The organism is Marinobacter shunpengi, from assembly GCF_045449715.1.
GTDB lineage: Bacteria > Pseudomonadota > Gammaproteobacteria > Pseudomonadales > Oleiphilaceae > Marinobacter.
In genome coordinates this window covers 1-23,988 of the sequence record NZ_JBJJLA010000022.1, presented here as the reverse complement: position 1 = coordinate 23,988, position 23,988 = coordinate 1, and the positions used below count along the sequence as shown (strand labels likewise).

Annotated in this window: 23 protein-coding genes; 10 read left to right on the top strand and 13 right to left on the bottom strand. The window is 62.6% G+C overall.

The annotated features are described in order from the left end of the window. Positions 1-7 precede the first annotated feature (7 nt). The gene (locus ACJO3T_RS15770; protein ID WP_406979084.1) at positions 8-1,420 is read right to left on the bottom strand and encodes an HDOD domain-containing protein; all 1,413 of its coding nucleotides are present in this window, start codon (positions 1,418-1,420) and stop codon (positions 8-10) included. Between the two features lie 224 nt (positions 1,421-1,644). On the opposite strand from ACJO3T_RS15770, the gene ACJO3T_RS15765 reads away from it, so the two are divergent. The 3 genes from ACJO3T_RS15765 (at position 1,645) to ACJO3T_RS15755 (ending at position 4,349) form a co-directional block, all read left to right on the top strand. Next, positions 1,645-2,652: a methionine ABC transporter ATP-binding protein gene (locus ACJO3T_RS15765; RefSeq protein WP_406962845.1), complete on the top strand. Its 1,008-nt coding sequence runs from the start codon at positions 1,645-1,647 to the stop codon at positions 2,650-2,652. Further along, the gene (locus ACJO3T_RS15760) at positions 2,652-3,317 is read left to right on the top strand and encodes a methionine ABC transporter permease (protein ID WP_406962883.1); all 666 of its coding nucleotides are present in this window, start codon (positions 2,652-2,654) and stop codon (positions 3,315-3,317) included. The genes ACJO3T_RS15765 and ACJO3T_RS15760 overlap by 1 nt, the downstream gene beginning before the upstream one ends. Positions 3,318-3,566: 249 nt before the next feature. Continuing rightward, the gene (locus tag ACJO3T_RS15755) at positions 3,567-4,349 is read left to right on the top strand and encodes a MetQ/NlpA family ABC transporter substrate-binding protein (protein ID WP_406962847.1); all 783 of its coding nucleotides are present in this window, start codon (positions 3,567-3,569) and stop codon (positions 4,347-4,349) included. 134 nt (positions 4,350-4,483) lie between these two features. On the opposite strand, the gene ACJO3T_RS15750 is transcribed toward ACJO3T_RS15755, so the two are convergent. Both ACJO3T_RS15750 and ACJO3T_RS15745 read right to left on the bottom strand, forming a co-directional pair. Next, positions 4,484-5,137, bottom strand: a complete 654-nt coding sequence (locus ACJO3T_RS15750; RefSeq protein WP_406979082.1) for a peroxiredoxin — start codon at positions 5,135-5,137, stop codon at positions 4,484-4,486. Positions 5,138-5,358: 221 nt separating this feature from the next. Further along, positions 5,359-6,717, bottom strand: coding sequence for an alanine/glycine:cation symporter family protein (locus tag ACJO3T_RS15745; protein WP_406979081.1), 1,359 nt, complete (start codon positions 6,715-6,717; stop codon positions 5,359-5,361). 329 nt (positions 6,718-7,046) lie between these two features. Between ACJO3T_RS15745 and ACJO3T_RS15740 the strand changes: the two genes are divergently transcribed. Beyond that, positions 7,047-7,475 (top strand): CBS domain-containing protein, encoded by a 429-nt coding sequence (locus ACJO3T_RS15740; RefSeq protein ID WP_406962885.1) that lies wholly within the window; start codon positions 7,047-7,049, stop codon positions 7,473-7,475. 115 nt (positions 7,476-7,590) lie between these two features. Here the strand turns inward: ACJO3T_RS15740 and ACJO3T_RS15735 are convergent, their stop codons facing one another. From ACJO3T_RS15735 to ACJO3T_RS15725, 3 genes are read right to left on the bottom strand one after another with little or no spacing between them, the layout of a single operon-like run. After that, entirely contained in the window at positions 7,591-8,556 is a 966-nt protein-coding gene (locus tag ACJO3T_RS15735) for an NAD(P)H-quinone oxidoreductase (protein ID WP_406962853.1), read from the bottom strand. Between the two features lie 27 nt (positions 8,557-8,583). After that, positions 8,584-9,744 (bottom strand): HD-GYP domain-containing protein, encoded by a 1,161-nt coding sequence (locus ACJO3T_RS15730; RefSeq protein ID WP_406962855.1) that lies wholly within the window; start codon positions 9,742-9,744, stop codon positions 8,584-8,586. Further along, positions 9,731-10,174, bottom strand: a complete 444-nt coding sequence (locus tag ACJO3T_RS15725; protein ID WP_406962857.1) for an acyl-CoA thioesterase — start codon at positions 10,172-10,174, stop codon at positions 9,731-9,733. The genes ACJO3T_RS15730 and ACJO3T_RS15725 overlap by 14 nt, the downstream gene beginning before the upstream one ends. Before the next feature lie 188 nt (positions 10,175-10,362). On the opposite strand from ACJO3T_RS15725, the gene ACJO3T_RS15720 reads away from it, so the two are divergent. Further along, positions 10,363-10,998 (top strand): HPP family protein, encoded by a 636-nt coding sequence (locus tag ACJO3T_RS15720; protein ID WP_406962859.1) that lies wholly within the window; start codon positions 10,363-10,365, stop codon positions 10,996-10,998. Positions 10,999-11,063: 65 nt separating this feature from the next. On the opposite strand, the gene ACJO3T_RS15715 is transcribed toward ACJO3T_RS15720, so the two are convergent. From ACJO3T_RS15715 to ACJO3T_RS15705, 3 genes are all read right to left on the bottom strand, one after another. After that, positions 11,064-11,825, bottom strand: a complete 762-nt coding sequence (locus ACJO3T_RS15715; protein WP_406979080.1) for a transporter substrate-binding domain-containing protein — start codon at positions 11,823-11,825, stop codon at positions 11,064-11,066. Positions 11,826-11,975: 150 nt separating this feature from the next. After that, positions 11,976-13,385, bottom strand: a complete 1,410-nt coding sequence (locus ACJO3T_RS15710) for an MATE family efflux transporter (protein ID WP_406962887.1) — start codon at positions 13,383-13,385, stop codon at positions 11,976-11,978. 88 nt (positions 13,386-13,473) lie between these two features. After that, positions 13,474-14,352, bottom strand: a complete 879-nt coding sequence (locus tag ACJO3T_RS15705; protein ID WP_406979078.1) for a DUF6279 family lipoprotein — start codon at positions 14,350-14,352, stop codon at positions 13,474-13,476. Positions 14,353-14,527: 175 nt separating this feature from the next. Here ACJO3T_RS15705 and ACJO3T_RS15700 point away from each other — a divergent pair, with 175 nt between their 5' ends. Continuing rightward, positions 14,528-14,770 (top strand): DUF2798 domain-containing protein, encoded by a 243-nt coding sequence (locus ACJO3T_RS15700; protein ID WP_406962865.1) that lies wholly within the window; start codon positions 14,528-14,530, stop codon positions 14,768-14,770. Positions 14,771-15,017: 247 nt separating this feature from the next. Then, entirely contained in the window at positions 15,018-16,427 is a 1,410-nt protein-coding gene (locus ACJO3T_RS15695; RefSeq protein WP_406979077.1) for a DUF4397 domain-containing protein, read from the top strand. 45 nt (positions 16,428-16,472) lie between these two features. Here the strand turns inward: ACJO3T_RS15695 and modC are convergent, their stop codons facing one another. From modC to ACJO3T_RS15675, 4 genes are all read right to left on the bottom strand, one after another. Further along, complete coding sequence (gene modC, locus ACJO3T_RS15690; protein WP_406962868.1) at positions 16,473-17,555, bottom strand: molybdenum ABC transporter ATP-binding protein; 1,083 nt, start codon at positions 17,553-17,555, stop codon at positions 16,473-16,475. Continuing rightward, positions 17,552-18,238 (bottom strand): molybdate ABC transporter permease subunit, encoded by a 687-nt coding sequence (gene modB / locus ACJO3T_RS15685; RefSeq protein ID WP_406962870.1) that lies wholly within the window; start codon positions 18,236-18,238, stop codon positions 17,552-17,554. Before modB ends, modC begins: the two co-directional genes overlap by 4 nt. 4 nt (positions 18,239-18,242) lie before the next feature. Next, a complete protein-coding gene (modA, locus tag ACJO3T_RS15680; RefSeq protein WP_406979076.1) occupies positions 18,243-18,992 on the bottom strand; it encodes a molybdate ABC transporter substrate-binding protein in 750 nt (249 codons plus the stop codon). A gap of 68 nt (positions 18,993-19,060) precedes the next feature. Beyond that, positions 19,061-19,612 carry a DUF1415 domain-containing protein gene (locus ACJO3T_RS15675; RefSeq protein WP_406962874.1) on the bottom strand — a complete coding sequence of 184 codons (552 nt, stop codon included), beginning with the start codon at positions 19,610-19,612 and terminating at the stop codon, positions 19,061-19,063. An 84-nt stretch (positions 19,613-19,696) separates the two neighbouring features. Between ACJO3T_RS15675 and ACJO3T_RS15670 the strand changes: the two genes are divergently transcribed. The 3 genes from ACJO3T_RS15670 to ACJO3T_RS15660 all read left to right on the top strand — a co-directional run bounded on the left by ACJO3T_RS15670 (position 19,697) and on the right by ACJO3T_RS15660 (position 23,940). Next, positions 19,697-20,569, top strand: a complete 873-nt coding sequence (locus ACJO3T_RS15670; protein WP_406979075.1) for an EamA family transporter — start codon at positions 19,697-19,699, stop codon at positions 20,567-20,569. Positions 20,570-20,759: 190 nt separating this feature from the next. Then, the gene (locus ACJO3T_RS15665; protein WP_406962877.1) at positions 20,760-22,331 is read left to right on the top strand and encodes a methyl-accepting chemotaxis protein; all 1,572 of its coding nucleotides are present in this window, start codon (positions 20,760-20,762) and stop codon (positions 22,329-22,331) included. A 235-nt stretch (positions 22,332-22,566) separates the two neighbouring features. Further along, entirely contained in the window at positions 22,567-23,940 is a 1,374-nt protein-coding gene (locus tag ACJO3T_RS15660; protein WP_406979074.1) for a sodium-dependent transporter, read from the top strand. The last annotated feature ends 48 nt before the right edge of the window (positions 23,941-23,988 follow it).

Sequence of the window (23,988 nt, the reverse complement as noted above, 5' to 3'; positions counted from 1 at the left end):
CGGAAGGTCACTTTCCGGAGAGCAGCGTCAGGCAGAGCTGGGCGTGTTGCAGGAAGTGGCTGAACGCCTGCAGGTGTTCGTCGCCGGGCTCGCTGCCGTTGGCTCCGAAATCGGCGTAGAACATCCCCAGGGCACGACCGTTGGTGACCAATGGACCAATCAGGGCGGGTACCCGGCCCAGCCAGGGGTCAAAGTCCTGTTCCAGCGCCTTTGCATCTGGCTGGTAGATGGTGCAGCCGTCCCGGGGCAGTAGGTGGCCGAGGGCACCGCTACCGTTACGTGGCACCACAAAATGGTTGCGCCAGCCCTCGGTCTGCGGGCCGGTACAGGTCCGCAGTATCAGGCTGCGTCCTTCCCGGTCCGGCATCAGAAGGGCCACCCGTTTCAGCCCGATCCCCCGCTGGATACCCTCCATCACTAACTGGAACACGGTGTTCAGGTCCGGCTTTTCGGTCAGGCTCTGGGCCAGTTCCCGCAGGATGCGAAGTTGCAGGTCCGTATCCATGTCCGGAGGTGGTGGTGCTTCGATTTCGCCGGATCCGTCGGGCAACAGGGACTGTACCTGGGGGATGCCCAGGGACACGGCCACCTCTCCCGCTTCCCCCGCATTCAGCCGGGCACGGTCACGGACCGCCGCCGGCGATTCGTCCAGTTCCCGCCCCAGGGTATCCATCAGCTGGTCCATTTCCGCCGTTCGCCAGCCGTCTTCCGCCAGTCGCGCCATTTCCACCGCATGACGGGCAAGCCGGCTGGCGTCGGATCCCGGGCGTCCGGAGGACACCACATCGCGAATAAAGGGCCCCAGGGCCCAGGTCTCCGCCAGGCCACGGCTGATCTCGGGGAAGGTGCTGTGGAGGATCTCCTTCTGGGCCTCCACGTCGGGTGTGCCCGCCCGCAGGCTGTGCTCCAGCTCTGCGGCCTGTTCCGTGTCGCAGGACCAGAAGGCCAGCTCGCCGATGTTCATCAGCAGGGCGCCGATGAAGACTTCCTCCAGGGCCTGGTCGTTGCCCTTGGGCAACAGGTTGCGGGCCTGGACGGCGGCGTGGATGGCGCGGGCCAGGCACTTGAGCAGATGGGGGCGGGAGGAGCGCTTGAGCAGGGAATCCACGATCAGGGATGAAATCGCCATGGATTTCACCGAATCAAACCCGATCAGGGTAATGGCCCGGCTGACGGTGCTGACCTGCACCCGGGTCTGGTTGTAGAACACGGTGTTGGACAGCCGCAGTACCTGGGAGGTGAGCTGGGCATCGTTGATAATGACTGCGGCCAACTGGTTGACGGTACTGCTGTCACTGTCGGTCAGCTCATTGATCCGGCGTAGCGTGTTGGCCAGCACCGGCAGTTCGACGCGGCTGAGGTAGGCGACCCATTCCTGGGTGGAGTTCATCCTTGTGGCTGGGGATGCGGGATCGCTCACGATGGTTGCTGCCTCCGGAGGAAAGGTGCATGTGTAAACTAAATAATCATACTACACTTCCTGCCCGAACCCCTGCACCCGGACACGAACGGATACAAAATCCAACATTCGGGTTTGCCGGGTGATTGCGTTATAATCAGCGGCTTTTCGTGCCGGGCCCACAAGGTGTCGGCCAATGCCTTGGGAGCGGATTCAGAGGCTTCCTTACGTAAGGTTTGTGACTTGTGATTGAACTTGACCAGGTTCAGAAATCCTACCAGGTGGGCGACCGGGCGATCCCCGCGTTGGAGGCCACCGACCTGACCATCGACACCGGCGAGGTGTTCGGTATTGTCGGCCATTCCGGTGCCGGCAAGTCGACCCTGGTGCGGCTGATCAACCTGCTGGAGCGTCCCAGCGGTGGCCGGGTGCTGGTGGATGGTGAGAATGTGACCCACTACGATGCCGCCGAGCTGCGAGCCTTCCGACGCAAGGTGGGCATGATCTTCCAGCACTTCAATCTACTCTCGTCACGGACGGTGGCGGACAACATTGCCTTTCCCATGAAGCTTGCCGGCATCTACTCGAAAGAGGAGATCCGTTCACGGGTGGCGGAATTGCTGGAGCTGGTCAGCCTCACCGACCAGGGCAGCAAGTATCCGTCGCAGCTCTCTGGTGGTCAGAAGCAGCGGGTGGGCATTGCCCGTGCACTGGCCTGCCGCCCCACTATCCTGCTGTGTGACGAGGCCACCAGTGCCCTGGATCCGCAGACCACCCAGTCGGTGCTGCGCCTGCTGGCGGACATCAACCGGGAACTGGGACTGACTATTGTGCTGATCACCCATGAGATGGATGTGGTGCGCCGTATCTGCGACCGGGTGGCGGTGATGGATGCCGGTCGGATCGTGGAGAGCGGTCCGGTGACGGACGTGTTCCTGCATCCCGAACACCCCACCACCCGGGACTTTGTCTTTGAGAGCGAAAACATCGATCGGGAGGAAATGGAGCAGGACTACCAGCAGGCCAGCGGTCGCATCCTGCGGCTGACGTTCCGGGGCGAGAGCACCTACCAGCCTCTACTGGGCCATGTGGCCCGGGCTTCGGGGGTGGACTTCAGCATCCTGTCCGGCCGTATCGATCACATCAAGGACACACCCTATGGCCAGTTGACCCTGTCCCTGGTGGGGGGTGACCTGGAGAAGGCGATGGCGGAGTTCGATGCCGCGGATGTCCATGTGGAGGTGGTGCGATGATGGAATCACTGCTGGGTAACGTGGACTGGATGGAGATCGGCTGGGCGAGCTGGGACACCCTGGTGATGGTGGGTATGTCGCTGCTGTTCAGTGTGCTGATCGGTCTGCCGGTGGGGGTGTTGCTGTTCCTGACCGGCAAGCGCCAGTTGCTGGAACAGCCGGTGGCCTATGCCATCCTGTCGTTTGTGGTGAATGTGTTGCGGTCGGTGCCGTTCATTATCCTGCTGATTGTGATGATTCCGGTGACGGTGATGATCATTGGTACGTCGCTGGGTGTTGCCGGGGCCATTCCGCCGCTGGTGGCGGGGGGCGCGCCTTTCTTTGCCCGGCTGGTGGAGACGTCCCTGCGAGAGGTGGACCGGGGCATTATCGAGGCGACCCAGGCGATGGGTGCCAATGTCCGCCAGATCGTCATGGGGGCCCTGCTGCCGGAGGCGTTGCCGGGGATCATCGCGGGCATCACGGTGACGGCGATTACTCTGGTGTCCTACGCGGCCATGTCCGGTGTCGTTGGCGGCGGCGGTCTGGGTGATCTGGCGATACGTTTCGGTTATCAACGGTTTCAGACGGATGTCATGGTGATTACTGTGGCTCTGTTGGTGGTGTTTGTGCAGTTGTTGCAGATGCTGGGGGATCGGCTTGTTCTTTACTTCAGCCGCAAGTAATGAAATGACTTGGGTGGAGGCGTCTCCGGGTCGGTAAGCTTTCTCCGGACACGCCTCGCAAGTACGTCCGTGGCCGGTTTTTGCTCCTGCATAATCGGCACTTCCGCCATCCATGGCGGTCGTAGAGCTTGCGTCGAGCCATCCCCGGCGCTCCAGGGTCCGGAGAAAACTTCCCCACCCGGAGACGCCCAAACCTGGGAGTTGTTTTCCGATTACTGAATTTCTCAATCTGAAACTCGGGAGAGTTCTATGAACCTTAAGAAAACCCTGATTGGCCTGACCGCTTTCGCGGCCTTTTCCGGCGCCCAAGCCGAGGAAACCCTGTCCGTGGCGGCGACTGCCGTGCCGCACGCGGAGATCCTGGAGTTTGTCCAGCCCAGCCTGAAGGAGCAGGGTGTGGATCTGCAGGTGAAGGTGTTCACCGACTACGTGCAGCCCAACATCCAGGTGGACCAGAAACGGATGGATGCCAATTTCTTCCAGCACCAGCCGTACCTGGATGAGTTCAACGATGGCAAGGGCACTGATCTGGTGACCGTGACCGGTGTCCATGTTGAGCCGTTTGGTGCCTATTCCCAGAAGGTGGATTCCCTGGAAGCGCTTGAGGACGGTGCCACCGTGGCCATTCCCAACGATCCCACCAATGGTGGTCGTGCCCTCCTGCTGCTGCAGGACGCCGGTCTGATCACCCTGAAGGATGAGAGCAAGATCACCGCGACACCCCGTGACATTGCCGAGAACCCGAAGGATCTGGACTTCAAGGAGCTGGAAGCCGCCACCCTGCCCCGTATCCTGAACCAGGTGGACCTGGCTCTGATCAACACCAACTACGCCCTGGAAGCCGGTCTGAACCCGTCCGAGGATGCGCTGGTGATTGAGGGTGCCAACTCTCCCTACGTGAACATCCTGGTGGCCCGTCCGGATAACAAGGACTCGGAAGCCATGCAGAAGCTGGCGGATGCGCTGAATTCCGAAGCGGTTCGCGAATTCATCAATGAGAACTACGAAGGCGCGGTTGTACCGGCATTCTGAAGCCGGTCCCCGTCAACGGCTCCAGCAGGTCGGAGCAGACAGTAAAAAGCCGGCCAGGGAAACCTGGCCGGCTTTTTTGTGCGCCAGTAACGGCGCTGCCATCCCTGGCGAGTCGAATGGGTAAGCCGTTGGCTTTACTCGCCAGACCAGTTGGATTTGGGATCCGGGGTCATGCGCAGGTAGGACCGGACCGCCTTGTAGCCTTTCGGGAAGCGCTCCCTGATCTCGTCCTCGTCCTGCAGGGAGGGCACGATAACCACGTCTTCGCCACGCTCCCAGTTGCCCGGGGTGGCCACCTTATGGCTGTCGGTCAGTTGCAGGGAATCCACCACCCGCAGCACTTCGTTGAAGTTGCGTCCGGTGCTGGCCGGGTAGGTGATGATCAGGCGGATCTTCTTGTTCGGGTCGATCACGAACAGGGAGCGAACCGTCATGCTGTCATCGGCGTTGGGATGGATCATGTTGTACAGCTCGGACACCTTGCGGTCCTGGTCCGCGATGATCGGGAAGTTGACCTCGCAGCCCTGGGTGTCGTTGATGTCCTTGATCCATTCCCGGTGGGAATCCGCCGGGTCCACGCTCAGGGCGATGGCCTTGACGTTGCGCTTGGCGAACTCGTCCTTCAGCTTCGCGGTCAGGCCCAGTTCCGTGGTGCACACCGGGGTGAAGTCCGCCGGGTGTGAAAACAGGATGCCCCAACCGTCGCCCAGCCACTCGTGAAAGCGGATGGTGCCTTCGCTGCTGTCCTGTTCAAAATCCGGTGCGGTGTCACCTAGACGTAAACTCATACCTTCTCCTCCATTGGTGGTACTGCGACCAGCAGGTATCTGCATGGTCCATCGTGTTGGCGATGTTCAGGCTTCCGTCCTTGTCCGGTTCAGGGATTGTTTCCGGAAGTCTCTGGTTTACTGAAGAGTTATGGGACCGGCACGTCCATTCAACAAGGGTATGGACGTGCCGGTTTTATATCATTTGGTAATGTTCATAGTTAATGCGCCCGGATAACGGATCATCCGCCTACCCGGCGCTGGTTCTCGAAATGTTCCCGGGTCAGCCGGAACACCACCGGGCTGAGCAGCACCAGGGCGATCAGGTTGGGAAGGGCCATCATGGCGTTGAGGGTATCGGCCAGCAGCCAGACAAAGCCCAGGTTCAGGGTGGCACCAACGGGGATGGCAATGATCCAGAGTACCCGATAAGGCACGATGGCTTTCACGCCGAACAGGAACTCGACACTGCGTTCGCCGTAGAAGGACCAGCCGAGGATGGTGGTGAACGCGAAGATGGCGAGGGCAACCGCCACCACGTAGTTGCCACCGGGAATGCCGAGGGCAAAGGCGTTGGACGTCAGGGCCGCGCCGGATTCGCCACTGCTCCAGGCACCGGAGGTGATGATCACCATGCCGGTGATGGTGCACACGATAATGGTATCGATGAAGGTGCCCAGCATGGCCACCATGCCCTGGTTGATGGGCTGGCGGGTCTGTGCCGCCGCGTGGGCGATGGGGGCCGAGCCCAGGCCGGCCTCGTTGGAGAACACGCCCCGGGCGACGCCAAAGCGGATGGCGGCCCACACCGCTGCCCCGGCAAAGCCACCCTCGGCGGCGGTGCCGGTAAAGGCATCGGTGAACACCATGGCGAAGGCGCCCGGCAGTTCAGTGGCATTGACGGCGAGCGCCGCCAGGCCGATGACCACGTAGGAAATGGCCATCAATGGCACCAGTGCGCTGGCCACCTGGCCAATACGGCGGATGCCGCCGATCAGTACCAGACCCACCAGCACCATCAGGATCAGGCCGGTGGCCCAGTGGGGTAGGGCAAAGTTGGTCTGCAGGACATCCGCCACCGAGTTGGCCTGCACGGTGTTGCCGATGCCGAAGCCGGCAATGGCCGCGAAAATGGCAAACAGTACCCCCAGCCAGGCCCATTTCTTGCCCAGGCCATTGCGGATGTAGTACATCGGGCCGCCCACGTGGGCGCCACGTTCATCCACTTCCCGGAAGTTCACCGCCAGTACCGCCTCGGAATATTTGGTGGCCATGCCCACCAGGGCTGTGAGCCACATCCAGAACAGCGCCCCCGGTCCACCCAGGAACACGGCGGTGGCGACGCCGGCGATATTACCGGTACCGATGGTGGCGGACAGGGCGGTCATCAGCGCCTGGAACGGGGGAATCTCCCCTTCCTCGACCGCATCGCCGCCGGTACGGCCCTGCCACATCAGCCGGAAACCTTCGCCGAGGCGGAGGATGGGCATGAGTTTCAGGCCCAGGCTGAGGAATAGCCCGACCCCGAGGATAAGGACCAGCATGGGCGGCCCCCACACAAGGCCGTTGATAAAGGACACAGCGTTGCTGATTGCTTCCATGGTGTGCTCCGTAACCGATCCCCGCGTATCGCGGTTCTGTCGCGGGGTTATATGACAGTTTGAAATCCTCCTGAAGTTTAGTCTCTGATTAACGGATGTAAATGTTTCAAATCAGCAAGTTGGCCGATCGGAATAAATGGGTGAGAAAATGACATTTCGTTTTGGTCTGTTCTTGCCTAAGGTAAAGGGATAAGGGAGTGTTTGAGCGGCGACAACCGATCGGTCGTGGCCCGTTCACAACGCCCGACAGAAAAAGGCGCCGTGAGGTACCGGTCGATGGTATTGGCGTCAGGACAACAGGACGGAAAAGGAACAGGAGGACGTTCATGATGCGCTCACTGAAAGCGTCGGACATCATGTGGAACCACATCGAACCGGTTCGGCTGGGTACGCCCCTGCCAGCGGTGGTGAAGCACCTGCTGCAGAACCACGTCACCGGTTTACCGGTGGTGGATGACCATCGCAAGGTGGTGGGTTTCGTGTCCGAACAGGACTGTATCCATGCCTTGCTGGTCAGCAGCTATCACAGTGAGGGGGAGCCCTCGGTGGACGATGTGATGATGCGTGAGCCGGTGATGATCAGCCCGGAAATGTCGGTGGTGGATCTGGCCCAGGCCCTGGGACGTGGTAAACCCAAGGTCTATCCGGTACAGGAACATGGCCGCCTGCTGGGTATCGTGACCCGCACGTCGATCCTGGCGGAACTGGCCCGTGTCGGCGCGGGCATCGATGTTGGCCGTTTTGCCGAGACAGACTGACATTCCCTTCGCCGGGTTCACGACGTGCTTTATCGACGACCATGTGGAGCATTGTACCCGGCCCTGGGGGCTGCGTTGAGCCGCAGGGCCTATTGGTGGCTCGGGCAATGGCCGGTCAGTCGCTGACTTCGAGCAGCACCTTGCCAGTGCTTTCGTTGCTGGCGAGGTAGGCCAGGGCATCGTTGGCCTCCGCGATGGGCCAGGTCCGGTCAATCACGGGTTTGATCTCGCCACTGGCCAGCCGGGGCCAGACCTGCTCATAAAGGGCGTCCATCACCTCGCCTTTCACGCTGACCGGCTGGGCCCGCAGCGTGGAGCCGATGACCCGCTGGCGTTTCATCAGCATGGCGCCGGTGTTCAGTTTGGCATCCATGCCTCCCATCAGGCCGATCAGCACGATGCGGCCTTCCACGTTCAGGCATTTCTGGTTCTCGGCGATGTAGTCGCCGCCCACCGGGTCCAGCACCATATCGGCGCCGCCCCAATCCTTCACCGCGTCGGCGAAGGAGCCGTGATGGCGGTTCCAGGTGCCAGTGGCTCCCAGCTCACGGCAATAGGCCAGCTTGTCATCACTGCCGGCGGTGGCGAAGACCTCGTTACCCATGGCCACGGCCAGCTGGATGGTGGCGGTACCCAGGCCGCTGGCGGCGGCATGCACCAGCACCCGCTCCCCGGGTTTCACCCCGGCGACCATGTACAGGTTCATCCAGGCGGTGGCCAGCACCTCCGGCAGGGCGGCGGCCTGCTTCAGGGTCAGGCCCGGGGGCAGTGGCAGTACCTGGGCCGACGGCACGTTGACCCGGGTGGCGTAGCCGCCGCCGGTGAGCAGGGCGCAGACCTCGTTGCCCGGCTCCAGGTGGGAGACATTGTCGCCCACGGCGGCAACCCGGCCGCTGACTTCCAGGCCCAGAATGTCCGACGCGCCGGGGGGCGGCGGGTAGGCGCCTTTGCTCTGCATCAGGTCAGCCCGGTTCATGCCGGCCCAGGCAACGTCAATGGCTACCTCGTCCGGGCCGAGGTCGGGCAGGTCCGGATGGTCGGTCCATGTCAGGACCTGGTCGTTTACCGTAATCGCTTTCATGGGGACTCCTACGTCGTATGTTGCGGATCAGTGGTGCTCGTAGTCCCACAATGCCTGGAAATCCATGGGGGGCATCATGTCGACCACTTCCACTGCCCGGATGTTGAAATCCAGTAGCTCGGTATCGCGCTCGAAGCCGCTGGCATAGGCACTGCCCATGGGGTCGCTGATGGCCTTGACCCGGTGCCCGCCCATGGGGGCCGGGCGATGGGTGACCACGGCAATCTCATTGCTGGCCAGCCGCACCAGTGCACCCGGCGGATAGGGGGTCAGGGCGTTCAGCAGTGCTCGGAACAGGGCAGGCCTGGGGCTGTCCTGGGCCGCATCGGCCAGGGCTTTGCGGGCCTGGGTGATACTGTACCGTGAACGATAGCCACGGCGGCTGATCAGCGCAACGTAGTGTTCCGCCAGGGCCATAATATGGGCTTCCGGCAGTATGGCGTCGCCGGTCAGCCCCTCGGGATAACCGCTGCCGTCGGCGCGCTCATGGTGCTGCAGTACTATCTTCAGCAACAGGCGGTTTTCAATGCCGGCCTCATGCAGTGCCCTGGCGGCCAGCTGTGGATGGCGGTGGATAATGGACCGCTGCTGGTCGTTGAGGCCGTGGCTGGAGGCATTGAGCTTGTCGAGGATGGGCATCAGCGCCAGGTTGGCGGACAGGGCCGCCGCCATCAGCACCACGATACGTCCGTCGTCCAGGTGCAGTTCCCGGCCGGCAAAGTGGCAGACGATGGCATGGAACAGAGACTGTTCCGTTGCCGTGGGTTCCACGGAATAAAGGTGGACCAGGGACAGGGTGGCGTCCGGCGCCTCCCGGCAGATGCGGTCGATGAGCCGGGCCAGCCCCAGCAGTTTCAGGCGGGCGTCCGGGTCCCGGGTGGAGATGGCATCGTAGGTCCGGTTCAGGGTCTTGAGCAGGGCCCGGTAGTCAGCAAACGGGTTGCGTTGCCCCTCGGCGACCTCTTCCGCCACTTCCTCGTCGGGGTTCTCCGCCTGATGGGGGTAGAACATGCCCCGGTTGTAGAGCTGCTCCAGCTGACTCTCGCTCTGGATGACGTAACCCTGGGCCAACAGCACTTCCCCATGGGCATCGAACACCGGCCATGGCAGGGGTTTGCCCACCACCAGGACGCCGGGAGACACCCGAACCAGATTCTGGGTGGAGGCCGTGGGCTTATTCTCCGGCATGGCTGATCACGGTGCCACGGCCGGCGGTCTGCATCCTGTCCCGCAGGTCGTCGGGGATGGGCTTCTTGCCGAGGGTGTCCGGATCCACCAGCACATAGACCACTTCCGCCCGGGCGATGGGGGTGTCGTCGGGATAGCGGACAAACTGCACTTCCAGGGTGAAGGAGGTATTGCCCAGATGCTTGACTGTCACCCGGCCGCACAGCACGTCATCGAAGTGGGCGGGCGCGGACCAGTTGAGGGTCATGCTGACCACCTGCATGTCCATGCCCTGCTTCAACATGTCCCGGTAGTCACCGAACAGTGCCCGGATGTATTCGTTAATGGTGATGTCCACGTAATCCGCGTAACGGGCGTTGAAGACCACCTGCTGGGCATCGCATTCGGCATAGCGGACCCGGAAGCGGAATTCCATCGGTTTGTCAGTCATGGAGGCTCCTGTTGTTATCATTGCCCCAAGTGTACCCGGACCGGCGCTTTTGTCACCCGTTGGATGCGGATAAGGGGCCTTCGATCGGGAGCTGGACAGCGCTCGATAACCGTTATCGATTTTTGATGTTTGTCAGGTCACGAATCGCTCCTTACCATTGCGCCCTATTTTGGTGCGCGGAGGGCGCTGTGGGTGCCAGGAACGAACGATTACGGTGGCAACTGACGTCCGGGGTATTGCGGGCGTTGCATCTTGAGCGACTCGCCGACCGCTATAGCCGCCGGACGGTCATGGCAGGCTTCAGTCTGATCAACGGCGGTTTCAGCATTGCCCTGGTGGCGTTTGTGGCCCTGATGACCCAGGAGGCCTTTATCTTCCCCTCCCTGGGGGCCACGGCGTTTATCCTGTTCCATGTGCCCATGGCGGAACCGGCCTCGCCCCGTAACACCCTGTGCGGCCATTTACTGGGGGCGTTGATGGGACTGTTGAGCCTTTATGTGTTTGGTTTGCAGGACCATCCCTCAGCCTTCCTGGAAGGTGTGCATGGCGCCCGTGTGGGGGCGGCGGCGCTGTCACTGGGGCTGACCGGCTGCCTGATGGTGTTGTTCCGGGTGCCCCACCCGCCCGCCGGTGCCACAGCCCTGATCGTGTCCCTGGGACTGATGCCGGACCCGGCCCAGTTGCCGGTGCTGATGGCGGGGGTTCTGATCCTGCTGATCCATGCGTTCGTGATGAACCGGCTGTCGGGGATTCCCTACCCGCTGTGGCGGAGCCGTCCGCCGGTATCGGAGGCCGGAAACCTGAGCAGGTCCCGCCCCCTGTGATCGTCACCAGCGCCTGTCAACGTCGGGCGCAATGACAGTAGGCCGTTGTTGTCGGGCCTGGGGCCTTATTCAGGGTTATCCGATGCCGGCTCGCCAGACTCCGCCCCGGCCCTGAGTCGCTCCAGGATCCGTGCCTTTTCACCAGTTTGCTCGAGCTGTTCCAGTACTGTGGCAAGGGGGTCGGCCAGTCCGGCATGGCGGCGATGGAGGTAGTGGTAGAGGGTGAAGTCCGTGACCGTTTCCGGGAACACATAGATGCTGTCCCAGATGTCGTCGTTCAGCGGTGAGAAACCTTCGATGCCGGAGACCAGGGCCAGGTCCACCCGCTGCCATTCCAGCATGGCCAATATCTGACCATAGCTGTCGGTGCGTACCGGCGTCATGCCGAGGGCTTCCGCAGTCTGCTCGGCAACAATCACACCCCGCCGCACCGCGACCCGCAGGTCGGTGGTCGTTAACTGGCCCAGGCTCTGCAAGCCGACCAGGCCGGGGTTATTGGTGACGGCATGGAGCCGTCCCTCCAATAGCGGATAGGGAACCCGGACCAGGTTGGGATACTGGTCGCCGACATCGGCAATCCGGAACAGGTCACCGTCCACCTCTCCGATATCCGCCATCAGCAGGGCCCGGCGGGAAGGCACCAGTCGGGTAACAACGTTGATACCAAGCTGGCCATAGGCGGTGCGTAACAACTCAAGTGCCAGGGGTGTGCTGGGCACGTCCGCGATCACCGCAAAGCGAAGCTCCGTCGGCGTGTCTTCCGCAGCGGAATCGGCGAAGGCGGCATTGCCAAGCAGTAGTGAGATAAGCAGTATTCGAGCCCACATGGCGGTTTCCTGGCCGATTAAAAGTACCTGACAGCGTAGATCGAAATGCACGGTTTTACGCTATCGAAATGTAAATTCTGCATAACAGGCATGGAGCCCGGTGGTTTCTTAAGGGCGGAGAAGTCATTCGTTTCCTGGAATGGGCCAACGTCAGGACGGATTGGTGGCGGACGTCACTGGAGGGCGCGTATACAGAAACAATCGCCACCCCAGCAACAAGGCCGCTGACGCCAGCCCGGCGGTAATGCCTGCCCAGAAGCCCGGTGCTCCCATGGCCTCCACGATCAGGTCGGTGAAGGTGAGCACATAGCCCAGGGGCAGGCCGACGCCCCAGAACGAGAACAGCATGATGAACATGGGGATGCGGGTGTCCTTGTAGCCCCGCAGGGCGCTGATGCAGGTGACCTGGATGACGTCGGCGATCTGGAACGCGGCGGCGAATTTTACCAGCAGGATGGTGGCGGCCTGCACTTCCGGATCGCTGGTGTACAGCCGGGCGATGGCTCCGGCGAAGCCGTACAGCAGCGAGGCAAAGACGAGGGCCGTGCCCGCTGCCAGGATCAACGAACTGCGGGACAGCAGGTGAGCCGTGCCGGACGTGCCGGCCCCCACCAGGAAGGCCACCCGCAGGGTCAGCGCCATGCCGATGCTCAGCGGGACCATGAAGGTCAGCGAGGTGACGTTCAGGGCAATCTGGTGTCCGGCCACCACGACCGGGCCCAGCGAGGCCAGGAACAGGGCGATCACGCAGAACATGCTGGCTTCCACAAAGATGGTAAACCCGATGGGCAGGCCGATACGCAGGATATAGCGCAGGTTTTCCGGGTCCGGCCTGGCACGGTCCGCGATCAGGTGGAACGACCGGTAGACCGGGCTGCGGTTCAGGTAGAACACCATGGCAAAGGCGGCGATTACGTTGGAGATGGCCGTGGCCCAGCCACAGCCCACGCCGCCCAGTTCCGGCAGCCCGAACTTGCCGTAGATCAGCATCCAGTTCAGGGGCAGGTTGATCAGGGTGCCGAGCACCGAAAAAGCCATGATCACCCTGGTATGGCCCAGGCCGTCGGTCAGGCCCCGCAGCGCCACCATCAGCAGCATGAAGGGTATGCCCCAGGCAAAGGCGTCCAGGTAGCCATCGGCCACCCCGGCGGTTTGCGAGTCCAGTCCCATCAGGCTGAACACGGGGTGCACGTTGACCACCAGCAGGATCATCAGCAGGGCGCTGGCGGCCGCGATGTAGAGACCCTGCCAGGTGGCCGGCATGATCCGGTCGAGGGCTCTGGAGCCGTTGTAGCCGGAAATAATGGGCTGCAGGGCGCTCAGCACGCCCATGAAGAACAGGAACACCGGCATCCAGATGGCGCTGCCGATGCCCACGGCGGCCAGGTCTTCGGCGCTGGCATGGCCGGCCATGACGGTGTCGATCACGCCGTTGGCCATCTGGGCGATCTGGGCCACCAGGATGGGGCCGCCCAGCAGGGCCAGGGTGCGCCATTCGGCGAGCACCCGTGGCACCAGGGGTGCCCGGGTATCGGGAACTGGTTGGTGTTCTTCGTCCAGCATGGTTCGGAAGCTACCTGAAACCGCGTGAGGGCGGCCTACTATACACCTCGTGCCCGGAATGCGGGAACGGCGGTAGCGGAATTCCCTACCGGGCGGCGGTAGCCGGCTCCGCCGGACAGGCCAGGGCCACCATATCCTGTCTCAGGTCGCTGGTTTCCTCCTGCAGGTGCCGCCAGTGCCGGTCATCGGCGGCCACCAGCAGTTTGTGGGTCAACTGCACGATGTCATCGGCATTCCGCCCGGCCCGGGCCTGGTAGGCTTCACCCTGGTAGCGCTGGTAGTGGATGATCATGTCCCGTAACCGGTCCTCAAAGTCCGCCTGCCGGCGTTGCTCCAGCAGACTGGAAAAGGCAGCCTGCCAGTTACCCCGGCCGTCCAGCCAGGCTTCGGTGGCGCCTTCCCGGTCGGCCAACCATTGGCGGATGATGGCCACCTGGCGGTCATTGAGGTCGCCGAGCCACCGTTCCGTGCGCTCCACCACCCGCTCTACGGCTTCCTGCGGGGTGTCCTCGTCCAGGTATTCCCGTCGGTACTCGGCCTGCTGCTCTTCCATACTGGCGACCAGTTCCCGTACCTGTTCATCGGTGAGGCTTTTCAGCAGCCGGCTGGCCACGGGGACTGCCCGGGCGCTCAGGGGTTCCAGGAACGCCGCCAACTGCTGGCGGTGGTAGCGGATGTGTTCCGGGGGCAGTTCCCCCCGGGCGGTTTCCCGGCGCAGTTCCGCCAGCCAGTCGGAATAGCGGGGGAGCTGGGTCTGGCAGTGCCATTCCCGCATCTGTCGCAGGTCCTGTAGCAGGGCGTCTTCCTGGGTGCCGGTCAGGTCCACGTAATCCTCCACCCACCAGACGACGCCGCGGTCGGCAAACTGGTAGGACAGGCGGGTCGAACTGCAGGCACCAAGCTGGAGCGCGAGCAGGGAAAATAGTAGGATCCTTGTCACTTGTCCGGGCAGGCGATGTTTCATGGGTGCAAGTCCTTTTAGAATGTCGTTACCCTGTACGGCGTTTCTTGCATCGATGGTTCGGTCAGCCGTGCAGCCATCAACGGGTCTTATCCGTTCTGTTACGACCCGATGGTTTCACCGGATGTTCCCGGTTTTCCACCCATTACCAGGAGTCACTGCCTTGGCCAGGTCCAGGATGCCACGTCCTCGTCAGCTTATCTTTGCCTTCTATATGTCCTGCCTGATGTCGTTCCTGATGTCCGGTGTGATCACGGTGATCAATACCGGTGTGGATGGCCCGTTCTACCAGCGCTGGCTGGCCGCCTGGCTGGTGGCGTGGGCTGTCGCCTACCCCCTGGTGGTGTTCATCGCGCCGCTGGCCGGTCGGCTGACGGAAGCCACCCTGAGGCGGTTTGGCGCAGGCGATACGCCGGAATGAATCCAGCCCCCTGCCCCTGACGACTCTGTCCGCCAGTGACGGAACGCGAGTGACAGGATGTGGCTTCCGGCGGCGCAGCGGGTAACGTGTGTCGCCATTATTGTCAAAAAGTGTCAAACCTCCTGAATCCGTTTTGTCCTGCTCCCCGTAAACCGCTTTGACACACAGGTCAGGGAATCAACCTGTGCAGGTTCGAACCAGTGTCAACCGGTTATAAATTGTTCTCTGCAATTGAGGAGCAGATACCATGCACCGTTTCCTGACTCTACCCCTTGTGGCTACCGGCGCCCTGGTGCTTGCCGGATGCAGTAACAGCGACAGTTCCAGCGATGACGATCCGGGCCCTGTTTCTGAAGTCCGGATCATCCACGCCTCTCCGGACGCGCCGCCGGTCAATATCCTGGTGGATGGCAGTGCCGCAGTGGAGGCCGCCGATTACAAGGACGCGGCATTGCTGTCGCCGGCCCCCGGAGATTACGACATCACCGTCCAGGGTATCCTGCCGGATGGTACAACGGACGTGATCGGTCCCGCGCCGTTCTCTTTTGAAGAAAATGTCCGCTACAACGTGGTGGCGGTGAACAGCCTGGCCTCCATCGAACCGCTGGTATTCACTGACGATGACCCCGACTTCTCATCGTCTGACCAGGTTCGCGTCCGAATCGGGCACCTGGCCCCCAACGCCCCGAGCGTGGATGTCTATGTGACGGCAGCCGGCGAGGGGAATGACCTGTCCACCACCGATCCGCTGCTGTCGGATGTTGCGTTCAAGGACGTCGCTGACGCTGTGGAAGTGCCGGCCGGCAATTATCGCATCCAGGTGGCCGCCGCCGGGGGCACCACCGCCGTGTTCGACAGTGGTGATGTGTCTCTGCCCGCCGGCGCCGACCTGTTCGTGGGGGCGGTGACCAACACCGGTGCCAATTCGTCCCTGGCGGGGGCCAGCCCGGTCAGCCTGATCGTGGTCAATGGTGAAGACGTGGCCCAGATCTACGATGCGGACCAGGATGCGGGAGTACGTGTGGTCCACGGTTCCGCTGATGCGCCGGCAGTGGATGTGCTGGTGGATGATATGGCCACGCCGTTGAGCAACCTGGAATTCGGCGATGTGGCACCGTTTGACACCCTGGATGGCTACGCCGAACTGCCCGCCGGGATGACCAACCTCAAGGTGGCGGCTTCCGCGGACAATAGCGTGGTGGCCATCGAAGCGGACGTGAATCTGGTCAATGGGCAGGGCTATTCCGTGCTGGCGGTGGGACTGCTGAACGATGCCAACTTCCCCGTTGAAGGGCTGGTGCTGGAGGACAGCGTGCGCAGTATTGCCACCCAGGCGTCCCTGCGGATTGTTCATGCCGCCACCGCCGCCGGAAACGTGGACATCTACCTGTTGCCCGGTAGCCAGACCAGTATCGGCAACTCGGACCCGACCCTGGCGGACGTGCCTTTCAAGGCGGTTACGGATTACCTTCCGGTGCCGGACGGCACCTACAACGTGAGGATCACGCCCGCCGGCACCGGTACCGTGGCCATCCAGGCGGACGGGGTGGCCCTTGATGCCGGCGGTGTCTATACCGTGATTGCCCGGGACGCCAAGCCGGGCGCTCCGGCGCCACTGGACAGCCTCGGGCTGATCCTGCTGGACGATTTCAACTGATCCTGAGCAGCAATGGCAGGCGCCCGTCCGGCGGGCGTCTGCCCCTTATTCCATCAACACCGCGGACTTCACCAGGGCATAGACCGTCTGCCCGTTTTCCAGTCCCAGTTCCTTTGCTGATGTCTGTGTAACCCTCGATAGCAGTACCTGCCCGTCCGACAGCCGACAGGTAATGGTGCAGCGGTGTTCATCGGTCTCATCCATGCGCTCGATGCGCACCGGCATCCGGTTGCGGATGCTGATGCCGGCGGGTTCCTCCGTGGCCAGACTGACGTCGCTGGCCAGAATGCGCAGCCGGTGGAGGCTGGTCTGATGGCTGGAATAACCACTGACCTGGAAGGCAATGGACGGGCGGCCTTCACCACCCTCGGTCACGAACTGCCATTCGCCGTCGGGCAGGCTGGTCAGCCGGCCCCGAAGCACCGAGGCGGGGCCCTCATCGCTGAACAGGGGGGAATCCGGTCGGGCCAGGGTTTCCCGCAGGGGCTCGATGCGTTCCAGGCGACCGTTGGCCATGAAGGCGACGTGATCAGCCAGCTGTTCCACCTCCCGGGCGGAATGGGTAACCAGCAGGATGGGGACGCCGGTAGTGGTCGGCAGGTCCGCCAGGAACGGCAGGATCTCCCGTTTGGCGTCGGCATCCAGTGCGGACAGGGGTTCATCCAGCAACATCAGTTGGGGGCTGGTGAGCAGCGCCCGGCCCAGGGCGACACGCTGGCGCTGGCCCCCGGACAGGGTGTGCACCGGCTGCTCCAGCAGGTGGTCCAGATCCAGCAGTGTGCGGATGGTTTCCGGGTGCAGGCGTCGTTGGTCCTTCGGCGTTCGCCGGTAGCCATACAGCAGGTTGGCTTCCACCGACAGGTGGGGCAGCAGGCTGGACTCCTGGAATACCAGGCCGAGCCGACGTTTGCTCAGTGGCACCTGCTGTCGGCCGGACTGCCACTGCTGATCCCGGAAGCGGACCTGTCCACGACGCAGGCGTTCGAGGCCGGCAATCACCCGCAACAGGGTGGTCTTGCCGCAACCGGAGCGACCGTAGAGGGCGGTAATGCCCTCTGTGGGCAGTGAACCGTCCACCACCAGGGCGAAGTCGCCCTTGTGCAGGCGCACGTTGATGGACAGGGTCATGGTTTCACCCCACCGGGGTGTCGGTTCAGGCTGTATACCGTTACCAGCACCACGAAAGCGAACACCAGCAGTCCCAGGGACAGCCGGTGGGCCGCGTCATAGTCCATGGCCTCAGCGTAGTCATAGATGAGTACCGACAGCACCTGGGTCTCGCCGGGGATGCTGCCGCCCAGCATCAGGATCACGCCGAATTCCCCCAGGGTGTGGGCGAAGGTCAGGGTGGCGGCCACGATAAAGCCGCCCTTGCACAGGGGCAGGATCACCGTCAGGAACCGGTCCAGGGGGCCGGCGCCGAGGGAAGCAGCGACCTCCACCGGTCTTGTGCCCAGGGCGCGGAAGGCTTCCATCAGCGGTTGCACGGCAAACGGCAGCGAGTAGATCACCGACGCCACCAGGATGCCTTCAAAGGTAAAGGCCAGGTGGGTCAGTCCCATGGCTTCCAGGCTCTGACCGACGGGCCCACGGGGCCCCAGCACGATCAGCAGGTAGAAGCCCAGTACCGTCGGCGGCAGCACCAGTGGCAGCGCCACCAGCGCCTGTACGACGGTGCGGGAGGTGGAACGTCGATGGGCCAGCCACCAGGCCAGCGGGGTGGCCAGCACCAGCAGGATCACCGTGGTCAGCCCACACAGTCGGAGGGTAACCTGGATGGCCTGCCAGTCCTGGGGGCTCAGCTCAGGCATGAAATCAATGCCCCTTGGGAGCTTCGAATCCGAACCGGCCGAGGATGGCGGCGGCAGCCTCCGATACCATGAAGGACCGGAACTGCCGTGCTTCCTCGCTGGAACCGCCCCGGCCGGTGATGACCATGGCCATGGCCAACGGCTGGTGGAGTCTGTCATCGATCAGGGTGAACTCCCGCCCGGCCAGGTCGGGGGCGAAGGTGAGTGACCAGGCGATCAGCCCCGCATCGGCGGCGCCGGATTCCACCATGGCGGCGGTCTGGCCGATGTTCTCGCCATACACCAGTTTGGGCTGTAGCGGTTCCCACAACGCCAGTGCCTGTAGTGCTTCCTTCGCCCGCTGCCCGTAGGGGGCGTGGCGGGGCTGGGCGATGGCAATCCGCCGGATATCGTCACCAGTCAGGTCCGGGGGTGTCAGGGCTTCACGCTGCGGGTCATGGTGCCACAGCACCAGCCGCCCCTCGGCATAGGTCTCGGGATCGGTGGCAGTGACACCTTCGCCGGCCAGGCGCTCCGGATAACCGGTGTCGGCGGACAGGAAGAGGTCGTAAGGGGCGCCGTTGAGTACCTGGGAGGCCAGCTTGCCGGAGGCGCCGAACACCACCGTGACGGAGGCGTCCGGATACTGTTGCTCAAAGGCCTGGGTCAGCTCCGGCATGGCCAGGCGCAGGCTGGAGGCGGCGGCGATGGTCAGGGCATGGGCCGGGGAGGCCAGGCTCAGCAACAGCAGGCAAGCGGTCAGAACGATTCGCATGATCAGGGGCTTCTCCACGTGTCCGCCAGATTATCCCATTTCAACGCGCTATAAAACCTGACGCCAGCTCAGTGATCGCCTGGCAGGCAGGCGGCCAGCAGTGCCGCCATGGCGGGGCGGCCCAGGGCAGTCACGTGCTGGATGTTGCGTTGGGGGATGGTGTCGGTGCCCGGGTAGCTGTCGATGGCCCGCTCCAGGCTGGCTTCCCGCAGCAGGTGCAGCATGGGATAGGGTGAGCGGTTGGTGTAGTTCTCGGCGGCATCGGCGTCCGTATCGGCGAACTGGTACTGTGGGTGAAAGCTGGCGATCTGGATAATACCTTCCAGGTCGAGCACCTGGATCAGGCCGTCCGCCACCGCCAGGAAGTCGTTATAGTCAGGGAAATCCTGAAGCACGGCGGGATGCACGAGCAAGGTCGTCTCAATGCTGTCGTCATCGGTCAGTTGCAGCAGTTCCCGTTGAAGGTCAGCCAGCAGCGAGTCTTCGGTTTGCGCTTCGCTCACCGAAAAGCGAATACGGTCATTGACCAGTTCACGACGGGCGAAGGGGCACAGGTTGAGGTCAATCACCACATCCTGCACCCAGCGTCGGGTGGCCTGGACAACCTTTTGTGGGTTCATGGGCTCCGGGGTCCTGACAGTCAGGTCATTTCATTAGTCAGCTATGATACAGTGCCCGGCCGCAAAAAGGGTGGGTGGATATCAATGGCACTGCTGATTCTGGTAACGGTTCTCTGGGCATTTTCCTTCAGTCTGATCGGCGAGTTCCTGGCCGGTCATGTGGACAGCGATTTTGCGGTACTCAGCCGGGTACTCCTGGCGGCGCTGCTGTTCCTGCCGGTGACCCGCTGGGCCGGGGTGCCCGGACGCCTGAAGCTGGGGATCATGGTCACCGGCGCACTGCAATTCGGCATTACCTACCTTTGCCTCTATCGTTCCTTCAGCTACCTGACCGTGCCGGAAGTGCTGCTGTTCACGGTATTCACGCCGCTGTATGTCACCCTGGTGGACGATGCGCTGTATCGCCGGTTCTCGCCGGTGGCCTTGCTGGCGGCGGCGGTGGCCACCCTGGGCGCGGGTATTATCCGTTATGACGGGCTCAGCCAGGACTACCTGACCGGGTTCCTGCTGCTGCAACTGGCCAACCTGACCTTTGCCGCTGGTCAGGTGGGGTACAAACACCTGATGCGGGCCTACCCGCTGCCGGTGCCCGCCTGGCGGACTTTCGGCTACTTCTTCCTGGGTGCTCTGACCATTGCCCTGCCGTCGTTCCTGATCTTTGGTGATCATACCAGGCTGCCGTCCACGGGCCTGCAGTGGGGTGTGCTGGCCTGGTTGGGGCTGGCGGCCTCCGGCCTGGGACTTTACCTGTGGAACCGGGGAGCGTGCCTGGTGGACGCCGGTACCCTGGCGGTCATGAACAATGCCCTGGTGCCCGCCGGCCTGGTGGTCAACCTGCTGATCTGGAACCGGGAGGCGGATCTGTTGCGTCTTGCCATTGGCGGTGCGGTGATTGCCCTTTCCCTGTGGCTGAACGCCCGCTTCCACCCCCGTGCTCAACTTCAGGGTACGGCGTGACCGGGCATGATGGACGAAACCCGATCCCGGATGACTATCCCACAATATTGGTAGGGTTTCTTTTTGTTAATTACCCTACTGTTTACTAAAGTCAGGAGTTAACGCGCCGATACTCCTGAAGCCCGGGTTTGTCCCGGAGCCTGACGGACAGTTATCCGCTTTATGCCATGATCCGGGAACCAGAATAACCATGCGCAATAACGGGCCCGTTACCCAGAAAGAAGTCAGAATGAAGCCGGGCAGCCGGCTGATCACCACCACCACGCTCAAGGGCGTGATTACCTACTGCAACCGGGATTTTGCCGAAATCAGTGGTTTCAGCCGCGACGAACTGATCGGACAGGCCCACAATATTATCCGCCATCCGGATATGCCCCCCAGTGTGTTCAAGCTGATGTGGGACACCATCAACGCGGGCAAGCCCTGGATGGGAGTGGTCAAGAACCGCAGCAGGAATGGCGACCACTACTGGGTCAGTGCCTATGTCACGCCAATCCTCGAGAACGGCAAGGTCACCGGTTACGAGTCGGTCCGGGTGGAGCCGACCCGGGAACAGGTCGAGCGGGCGGGGCATCTCTATCGCCGGCTGTCCGCGGGTCGGGGCGCCTTTGGAACCGGTACCCGTCTGCAGTCGGTGGTGCGATCCGGCTGGCCGATGCTGATCCCGCTGGTTGCCAGCCTGGTGGCGGTGTCTCTGGACGCCTTCTGGCCGGCGGTTGCCCTGGTGGTTGCGGGCTTCCTGATGGGATGCGGGCTGCAGGCCTCGTCCATCACCCGCAGGTTACGGGCACTGATTGATCTGCGTCCGGATGCGTTCCATGATCCGCTGGTGGCCCAGACCTATACCAGTGAAACCGGGCTGTTTGCGGAGCTGGGTATGGTGCTGTTGAGCGAGGAAGCCCGCATCCGGACGGCCCTGACGCGGATCGAGGATAGCTCCGAAATGCTGTCCCGGACGGCCCGGGAAGGGCTGGAAATGATTGCCGAGGGCGCCCGGGCCATTGAGGACCAGCGGCAGGAGACGGAGCAGACCGCATCCGCCATGAACGAAATGAGCGCCTCCATCCAGGAGGTGACCGACAGCGTTACCCGCAATACCGAAGGGGCTTCCCAGGCCAGCGAGCTGGCGAGGAATGGGGGCCGCCTCAGTGCCGAGGCGCTGCAGTCCATTGAGCACCTGGTGTCCCAGGGCAGTACGGTCGGGGAGACGGTTACCCGTCTCGGGGAATCCACCGAAAAGATCGGCGAAGCGGCGCGACTGATTTCCGAAATTGCCGACCAGACCAACCTGCTGGCCCTGAATGCCGCCATCGAGGCGGCCCGGGCCGGCGAACAGGGGCGTGGTTTTGCGGTGGTGGCGGATGAGGTCCGCTCCCTGGCGCAGCGTACACGCCAGTCCACCGTCTCGATCCATGAGGTGATCGACAGCTTTCGTTCCCAGGTGGACAAGGCTGTACAGGCCACGCGGGATGGCGAGGAGATCGGGCAGCACGGCCTGACCAAGGTGCGGGAAACGGAGGCCGCATTAAAGGACATTGTGCACACCATCCAGGAGATTTCTGACAGCTTTGTCAGCATGTCGGCAGCTTTCGAGGAGCAGAGCCAGGTGTCGGAGGAAATCAACCAGCAGGTTGTGCGTATCTCCGGCCTGGCCGATACCAGTACCGAAAAGGCCGACGGTGCCCGCCAGGCCAGCGAGGAAATCAGTCAGCAGGCCCGGGGGCTCAATGATCTGGTGGCGCGGTTTGTCAGTCGGCAGTAAGTCCCTGAACTGACGATCGTTTCCTGAGTTTACCGGCACAGCAGGCCAGCCCCGGGCTGCTGTGCCGGTACAGTACCTGACCCGCCGTTGCACACTTTCTGTGCGACCAAGGTGGCATCACCCGCCCGACACTGGCACAATCCGCCGCCAATTGCTGGTTTCCGGCAGGGAACACCGCGACCAGCTATTCTCTATTCCACTCCTAATGACAACTGTACCAGTACAGGGTTTAACTATGTCTGAAAAAGCTATGGTCGGTCGGGGCAACTGGTCGTCCCGTATGGCCTTTATCCTGGCTGCGGCGGGTTCCGCCGTGGGCCTGGGCAATATCTGGAAGTTCCCCTATATGACGGGCGAAAATGGCGGTGGCGCCTTCGTGATCGTCTATCTCGCCTGTATCGCCGTGATCGGCGTTCCCATCATGATGGCGGAGGTGTTTGTGGGCCGTAACGGCGGCCGCAACCCGGTTGCCAGCATGCGGATCGTGGCCGAACGCAATCTCAGCAACCCCGCCTGGCGGGTGTCCGCCATTATTGGTGTGCTGGCGGCGTTCATGATCCTCTCCTTTTATTCCGTCATTGGCGGCTGGTCTGCGTCCTACGTGGTGCACTCCGGCATGGGCGACTTTATGGGGCAGGATGCGGACGCCGTTGGCAGCATCTTCAGTGCCCTGCTGGCGAGCCCCGGCATCCTGCTGTTCTGGCACACGGTGTTTATGGCGCTTGTGATCCTCGTGGTCTCCCGGGGCCTGAAAGGCGGCCTGGAGCGGGCGGCGAAGATCCTGATGCCGACTCTGTTCGTGCTGTTGCTGCTGGTGGTGGGCTACGCCACCACCACCGGGCACTTCGGTCAGGCACTGGACTTCCTGTTTACCCCGGACTTCAGCAAGCTGACCTGGGATGCCGCGCTGCAGGCACTGGGGCAGGCCTTCTTCACCATGAGTCTGGGTATGGCCATCATGATGGCCTATGGTTCCTACCTGGGTAAGGACGTGTCCATTGGCCGGGCAGCCGTGGGTGTGGGCATCATGGATACCCTGGTGGCCCTGCTGGCCGGCCTGGCGATCTTCCCGTTCGTCTTCGCCAACGGTCTGGAAGCGGGTCAGGGCCCCGGCCTGATCTTCGTCACCCTGCCGCTGGCCTTTGGACAGATGCCCCTGGGTGTGGTGTTCGCCACGGCCTTCTTCGTACTGCTGCTGTTCGCCGCCTGGACCTCCGGTATTTCGCTGCTGGAGCCGGTCACCGAGTGGGTGGAGGAGAAAATGGCCATCACCCGCACCTCGGCGGCGATCCTGGCGGGCGTCGCCTGCTGGTTGTTGGGCGTTGCCTCCATCCTGTCCCTGAACGTCTGGTCCGATGTTTACCTGCTGGGCATGTTCGAGCGTTTCGAGCAGACCGCGATCCTGGATCTGCTGGACTTCTTCACCGCCAATATCATGCTGCCTCTGTCCGGTCTGCTGACGGCCCTGTTCGTGGGCTGGTGCGTGGCGAAGGAATCCCTGCAGGCGGATATGGCCATGTCCAACGGGATGTTCAATCTGTGGCGGAACCTGCTGCGTTACGTAACACCCATCGCAGTACTGGCCGTGTTCATCTACAACCTGATGTAGAAAAGCGACCAGTACAGAACCAGAAAGCCGGAGGCCGGGTGCTCCTTC